Raw genomic sequence first — 6,043 nt, forward strand, 5'->3', positions numbered from 1 at the left:
GCATGGCTGTCATGCGTCGCCGGAATCGCGGCGTGCGTCTAGTTTAGAACATACGCACACGCGTTCGGCGTTCGCCCTGATCGCCAACCCGAGATCAGATGGGCCATCTAGCAGGGGCTGGCGAGTAGCGACCAGACGCCGTCGGTCCGAGGGCAAGCCATCAGCAGAGACGGCGGGCAAGATGGCGCCCCTCTTCCGACCGGTGGTTTAGGAAATTTGATCTTGTCGCATGCGGTACCAGGAATGCTGCGCGTTGCTGGTCCCAATAGGCAGGGACGGGTTCCATCAGCTTTGGGAGGTCGAGTTCCAGCAACCGCCGGCCGTCGAGGATCGCCTCGATTACGTCCGGGGCGAGGACGGTAAGCCGCAGCAGCCGCCCGAGATACCCGCGGTCAATCTTTTCCCCTGCGGCCATCTCGGTGATCGACGCATAGCGGCCCTCATCCAGCAGCCGCTGGTACCGGAACGCCCGCGCCAGCGCCTTCACCAGCGCCGGATCGGCGCGCGTCGGGACGGCACCGTCGCTCTCGTCCCGGACCGGCATCACCACCGCTTTTCGCCCCGGCCGCCGCCGGATCTTCAGCGGCACTCGGACCGTGATGCTGGTCGCGGCGCTCATGCCGCAGCCCTCAGGGCTTCGGGCGCGATGGCGCCGAGGTCGCGGACGAGGCCGGCGAGCCCCTCAACGCGAAGGCGGATGTCAGCACCCCCGGGCCCGACCACGACCCGCTCCACCAGCGCCCGCATGATCCGCGCCTGCTCAGCCGGGAACAAATCTTCCCACAGCGGATCGAGCCGATGCAGCGCCTCGCGAACCTCGCGCTCGGTCAGTTCCGGCGCCTCACGCCGTGCCGCGAGCCAGGTGCCGACCACGATCTCCGGCTGCCGTAGCAGGGCGCGGACCTGGCTGATCACCGCTCCCTCGATCTGTGCCGCCGACACGCGTCGCACGATGCTGTCGTCACCGCAGGCGTCACTCTTCAGCACCCGCTGCGCGACGTAGTAGCGGTAGAGCCGGCCATTCTTCCGCGCATGGGTCGGCGACAGCGCCCGGCCATCCACTCCAAAGATCAGCCCCTTCAGCAGCGCCGGCGCGTGCTGCCGATTTTGTGCGGCACGGCTGCGCGGGCTGACCTGCAGGATGGCGTGCGCCCGGTCCCAAAGCTCCCGCGGCACGATCCCCTGATGCTCACCGGGATAGATCTGCCCCTTGTGCGCGGCCTCGCCGACATAGGTCCGGTTGTTCAGCAGCTTGTAGACATTGCCCTTGTCCAGCGGCCGGCCCGCCTTGCTGGTGGCTCCCTCCGCCCGGAGGCGCGCGACCGTCTCGATGCCCGATCCCGTCTCGGCGAAGACCTCGAACACCCGGCGCACCCGCGGGGCCTCGTCTTCGTTCACCACCAGCTTTCTGGCCACGACGTCGTAGCCGAGCGGCACCTTGCCGCCCATCCACATGCCGCGGGCGCGCGAGGCCGCGAATTTGTCACGGATGCGCTCACCAATGACTTCTCTTTCAAACTGGGCAAACGATAGCAGGATGTTCAGCGTCAGCCGGCCCATCGACGTCGTTGTATTGAACGACTGGGTCACGCTCACAAAGGTGACGCCATGCGCCTCCATGGTCTCGACCAGCTTGGCAAAGTCCATCAGCGAGCGCGACAGGCGATCAATCTTGTAGACGACGATGACGTCGACCAGCCCCTGCTCGATGTCGGCCAGCAGGCGCCTCAGCGCAGGGCGCTCAAGGGTGCCTCCGGAGAACCCGCCATCGTCATAGCGGTCCCGCACCAGGGTCCACCCCTCGGCGCGCTGGCTGGCGACATAGGCCTCGCAGGCCTCACGCTGCGCATCGAGCGTGTTGAACTCCTTGTCGAGGCCCTCGTCGGTGGACTTCCGGGTGTATACCGCGCAACGGAGCTTCTTCGTGGTCGCCGGCATCGTGCCATCGGCAGGGAGCTTGCGGCGGCTGATGCGCCCGCCCTCCCCTTTAGCCCAAAGAAGGTCCAACCGTTCCAGCGCGTGCCGGTGATGTGGCGCGCGATGGCGGAGAGCGACTGGTACGGCCGTCCCTCATACTCGAAGTCATCGGCCCGGACAGTGACGACATGCTGCACGCCATCATGTTCCCGGATCAGCCGTGTGCCCGGCAGCGGCCGGCTGTCGGCGCGGATACGCCGGAGTACGATGTTCCCCCCGTCCAACTGCTCGCCGAGCGCCTCCAGCCGCGCCCGCGTCTCCGGCTTCAGCCCGCCATAAGCCAGCTCCTGGATGCGATAGGCGAGCCGGCTGGTGATATAGCTGCGGCTGAACGGCGGCGGCTCCTTCCCGAACAATTCCCGCCATTGTTGCTTCAGCTGCGCGATCGGCGCCGACTTCAGGGCGGCCAGCCGCGGCAGCACCTGCGCCGGCGGGATCTTCGGGATGGTGGGCGCCGGCGGCGCAGCATCGTGCTGCCTCGCCTTCGCGGTCGATCGTCTGGTCATGCGACTCCCTTTCTCCTGGGGTTCGCATGACGGCGCTGCCTGGCGGTCGAGTGTAGGCGAACGTCTCCATGCTCCTCGACCTGGGTGGCATCCCGCGCGAGATCCTCGGCAGCGCGGCTGCGGAGCCGCACCAGGCCGCGGGCGAGAATGTCGCAGACCTCGCGGAGGTGGGGCGGGAGGTAGGCGTTGGTGGTCGGCAGGGGCATCGTGATCCAGCACGCATTGTCCTGCCTCCCCTTTACGTATTCGCGCGCCCGTTCTTCCCATGGGCCGGCGCAGGCCCGCGGCGGCGTGGCGGCGGTGGCGTCGCGCCACGGGGATCGTCGCCGCGGAGACGGTGGTAGAACCGGCTGACCCGCTGCTTCACCGCGCTCTCGCTCGGGACGTTCTCTGGCCCGTAGGTGGTCGAGAACCAGTCCATCATCCGCCGCACCAGGGGCGCCTGCGTCTCAGGCAGGCCCTCGTCATGGGCGATCGCACCGAGCTCGCAAAGACACTCCTCCCAATCGTGCCGGGCCGGCGCACCGCGCGCGGATGGCGTAGGCCAAGTGCGAGAGGGCACGGGGGCTGATGGCAGCGGCTCACTGGCGTGACCGAGATCATGTTCCATCTCGAAGCGTTCCAGCTCGTCATGCCGAACGACCAGCTGGGCCCGCTTCACGAGCAGCGTGTGGCGCTCGCCATCCTCGTCGATCGGTTCCAGCAGCTCGCCGGCCGAGCTCAGAAAGCGCGCGATCTGGCCCGCGCCGCTCTGCATGACGGCATAGGCATCGATGCGCGACAGATCGATCGGGCCGACCTGGTGCTGGCGCCCCTTCGGCTCGACCCGGATCCGCCCATCCGCAGCCTGATGCGTGTCACTCACCTCCATCAGCAACGCCGCGACAGGGAGGGACAGACAGAGCTCGCCCTCCAGCACGTAGGCGGAGATGTCGTCAGCATCCATGGCCCACCGCGCGTAGATTTCCCGCAGCGTATAGTAAGGTTTTCGCCGGTTCGTCTTGGCCACGATCACCTCCGCTCGATCGCGCGCAGGCGCCGATAGGCCCGCACCACCTTCGCCATGTCCTGCCGCATGTCCGGCGGCAGGCGCCGGGCCTCGACGTACAAGTCGTCCATCTGCACACCGAGGATGGCCGCCGCGCGTTCGATGAGCTGGTCGCGTGGCGGGCTCTCCAGGTCCCGCTCGATGCGCGACCAGTAGGCGGCGGAGATGCCGAGACGCTCGGCCATGTCGGTCAGACCGATGCTGAGCTCGGTCCGCCGCTCGCGCAGGATGCTGCCGAAGCTCACAGCCGGCCTCCCTCGATCAGGCGGTAGCGCTGCAGGCGCACGGCAATGAACCGGTCGGACACGCCGAAATCGCCCGCCAGCGCGGAGATGACGCCGCCCACTGCCTCCGGTGCCGTATCACGGGCCAACACCCGGCAGCCGACACGGCCATGATGAGGCGCATGGACCATGCGCAGCCTTTCGGCGCGTGCATGGGCCACCAGGCGCAGATGCAGCGGCACCGGCGGCACCAGCAGGGCCCCCATGAACTCATTGGCACGACGCTCCTCGCGCACGGTGGCACCATCGAAGCTGTGCGGGCCGGCGCTGACGGAGCGGTAGCGCCGGGCCGGCTGGCGCGTGGCGGCGGGGACGTCGAAGACGACATGCCCCAGCTCATGCGCCACGGTGCTCAGCATCAGGTCCGGGCGATTGGCCAGGAGCGCCGTGTTGATCGAGACGAGGGCGATGCCCGGCGCGGTCGGATCCGTCTCGCAGATACCGAGCACGGGCTGGCGGTCCTCGTCATGGACGGCGTGGGCGAAGTCCCAATGCACGTCCACGCGATGCCGATTGACCTCCAGCCGGGTGGCGGCGGCCACCAGGTCCTTCGGGTCGATGGCCCAGGGGCTTTCGCGCCGGGCGACCGCCTCACGCAGTTGCGCCGCGACTGCCCAGACGGTCTCGGCAGCCAGGGGGCGGGGGGCATTCGACGAGGGGTCATGCGGGTAGGACAGGGAAACCGACATGGGCGGGGGCCTCTGGTGTTTGCGCGTCTGCGTAACGCGATGTTCTGTTTATGTTCCACTCCGCGACTGAGTCCAGCGTCCTGTCCTGAGGCCGGTCAATAAATGGCCGAAACGGTGTCCGTCGCCCGATGGGTGGGCCGTAACCTACTGAACTAGAACGCTGTGGCGGCGGTCAGGAAATCCGGGCAATTCCTGACCAGGAATACCTACCCGTTCCAGGCTGACTGCCCTCCTATCCGCGTGGCCCCCTCCCGCCGTCGCCATCACCCGGCGCCGCAGGAGGATCAAATGCCCGCGCAACGTACTGACGCGCCCCGCCAACCACCCCCGTGGGAGGCGTCCGAACTTCGGGTTGCCCTGGCCACCGCCGCCATCCAGGCGGCGCGCACCGCCCGGCGCCAGCACCTCCATCGCGCCGACCGCGATGACCTGCGGCAGGACATCCTGGTCGCGCTGCTGGAACGGCGGGAGCAGTTCGATCCAACGCGGGGTGCATGGAGCACCTTTGCCGGCGTGGTCGCCCGCACGCTCGTCGCCGACCAGATGCGTGCGCGGCAACGGCCGCGGGTCACCTGCCTGCCGCTCGACCTCGACCAGTTCCCGGCAGGGGTGTCGGCCACGCAGCAGGACTGCGCCGATGCGGACCTGAGGCTGGATCTGCAGCGTGTCGCGGCTGAGTTGCCCCTGCATCCAGGGGCGCTGCTGCGCCTGCTCGCTGCGATGGGGGATGTCGCCGCCGCGCAGCGTGCCGATGCGCGCTCCTGCACAGCCTTCTACCGCGCCGTCGCCGACCTGCGCTGCTGGCTGCGTGCGTCGGGCATGCGTCCGGCTGCTCGCGGCAAACGTCGGCAGCCGCCTCCGACCCGGTGGGAAAAATCCCCCCTCGTCTCCGTAGAGAAGGAGATGCCGAACCATGCGTGACAGGGAGAGCCGACCGGTGCGCTTCACACCCCCAGAGATGCTGTCGACCGAGATCCTGCTGAACGTGGAGGATTTGCTCGACGTCGTGCTGACCGAGAACGGCCTGTGCGATCGCTACGCCGATGCGTCGCCCGGCGATGCCATCGTCTATCACATCGGCCTGCTGGCCCGCGATCGCGACAGGGTCGCCTCTGACCTGCCGGCTGACCGGCGCGCCGATCTCGACGCTGTTGCACGCCGCGTCTGGGCGATGGCGGAGACTGGCCTTGGGCATCTCGTGCAGCGCCGGATCGCTGAAGGTCGCTGTGCCTATCTGCTGATCGTTCGCCCCCGTCCGCTCAGTGCCCGCAGCGCCGCCGGATACGCGCTGGCCGACCTGCTCGGTCGGGAGGCGGCGTGATGGACTCCCCCCGCCGCAACCACCCGACGATCGATGACATGCGCCTGCTGCCGATCGGCCAGGTGATCGACCTGCCGGCCGAGCATCTCGCCCTGCTGCAGGAGGAGGCGCGCTCTCGCCTCGACATCGCCAAGCGCGCACTCGACTGGATCGAGGGTGCCATTGCCATGCGCTACGAGCAGCGCGCCATCGGTGCCCGCGCCGCCGCCGGCAAGGAC

At 68.5% G+C, this 6,043-nt stretch carries 7 protein-coding genes and 2 pseudogenes; 3 read left to right on the forward strand and 6 right to left on the reverse strand.

The genetic code is table 11. The annotated features are described in order from the left end of the window. Nucleotides 1–160: 160 nt before the first annotated feature. The 6 genes and pseudogenes from KPL78_RS28735 to KPL78_RS28760 form a co-directional block, all read right to left on the reverse strand. A complete protein-coding gene (locus tag KPL78_RS28735) occupies nt 161–619 on the reverse strand; it encodes a hypothetical protein (RefSeq protein WP_255569554.1) in 459 nt (152 codons plus the stop codon). Further along, entirely contained in the window at nt 616–1,938 is a 1,323-nt protein-coding gene (locus KPL78_RS28740) for a recombinase family protein (protein WP_219766730.1), read from the reverse strand. The genes KPL78_RS28735 and KPL78_RS28740 overlap by 4 nt, the downstream gene beginning before the upstream one ends. A 59-nt stretch (nt 1,939–1,997) precedes the next feature. Then, nucleotides 1,998–2,750: pseudogene (locus KPL78_RS31005) on the reverse strand (DUF2924 domain-containing protein); the annotation flags it as partial. Further along, entirely contained in the window at nt 2,722–3,492 is a 771-nt protein-coding gene (locus tag KPL78_RS28750; protein ID WP_219766731.1) for a hypothetical protein, read from the reverse strand. The gene KPL78_RS28750 and the pseudogene KPL78_RS31005, both read right to left, overlap by 29 nt. Before the next feature lie 2 nt (nt 3,493–3,494). Next, on the reverse strand, nt 3,495–3,776 hold the full coding sequence (locus KPL78_RS28755) for a helix-turn-helix domain-containing protein (protein WP_198370151.1): 282 nt from the start codon (nt 3,774–3,776) through the stop codon (nt 3,495–3,497). After that, on the reverse strand, nt 3,773–4,504 hold the full coding sequence (locus tag KPL78_RS28760) for an ImmA/IrrE family metallo-endopeptidase (protein ID WP_219766732.1): 732 nt from the start codon (nt 4,502–4,504) through the stop codon (nt 3,773–3,775). Before KPL78_RS28760 ends, KPL78_RS28755 begins: the two co-directional genes overlap by 4 nt. 288 nt (nt 4,505–4,792) lie before the next feature. Here KPL78_RS28760 and KPL78_RS28765 point away from each other — a divergent pair, with 288 nt between their 5' ends. The 3 genes and pseudogenes from KPL78_RS28765 to KPL78_RS28775 all read left to right on the forward strand — a co-directional run. Beyond that, nucleotides 4,793–5,425 (forward strand): RNA polymerase sigma factor, encoded by a 633-nt coding sequence (locus tag KPL78_RS28765; RefSeq protein ID WP_219766733.1) that lies wholly within the window; start codon nt 4,793–4,795, stop codon nt 5,423–5,425. Further along, nucleotides 5,418–5,825: a hypothetical protein gene (locus KPL78_RS28770; RefSeq protein WP_219766734.1), complete on the forward strand. Its 408-nt coding sequence runs from the start codon at nt 5,418–5,420 to the stop codon at nt 5,823–5,825. Before KPL78_RS28765 ends, KPL78_RS28770 begins: the two co-directional genes overlap by 8 nt. Further along, nucleotides 5,825–6,043 (forward strand): annotated as a pseudogene (locus tag KPL78_RS28775) (hypothetical protein); the annotation flags it as partial. The gene KPL78_RS28770 and the pseudogene KPL78_RS28775, both read left to right, overlap by 1 nt.

Source organism: Roseomonas alba, assembly GCF_019430885.1.
GTDB classification, from domain to species: domain Bacteria; phylum Pseudomonadota; class Alphaproteobacteria; order Acetobacterales; family Acetobacteraceae; genus Neoroseomonas; species Neoroseomonas alba.

Bases quoted from the DNA above. Each gene is read 5' to 3' on its own strand.
- KPL78_RS28735 (WP_255569554.1), bottom strand. From the start codon at position 619: ATGAGCGCCGCGACCAGCATCACGGTCCGAGTGCCGCTGAAGATCCGG.
- KPL78_RS28740 (WP_219766730.1), bottom strand. From the start codon at position 1,938: ATGCCGGCGACCACGAAGAAGCTCCGTTGCGCGGTATACACCCGGAAG.
- KPL78_RS28760 (WP_219766732.1), bottom strand. From the start codon at position 4,504: ATGTCGGTTTCCCTGTCCTACCCGCATGACCCCTCGTCGAATGCCCCC.
- KPL78_RS28765 (WP_219766733.1), top strand. From the start codon at position 4,793: ATGCCCGCGCAACGTACTGACGCGCCCCGCCAACCACCCCCGTGGGAG.
- KPL78_RS28770 (WP_219766734.1), top strand. From the start codon at position 5,418: ATGCGTGACAGGGAGAGCCGACCGGTGCGCTTCACACCCCCAGAGATG.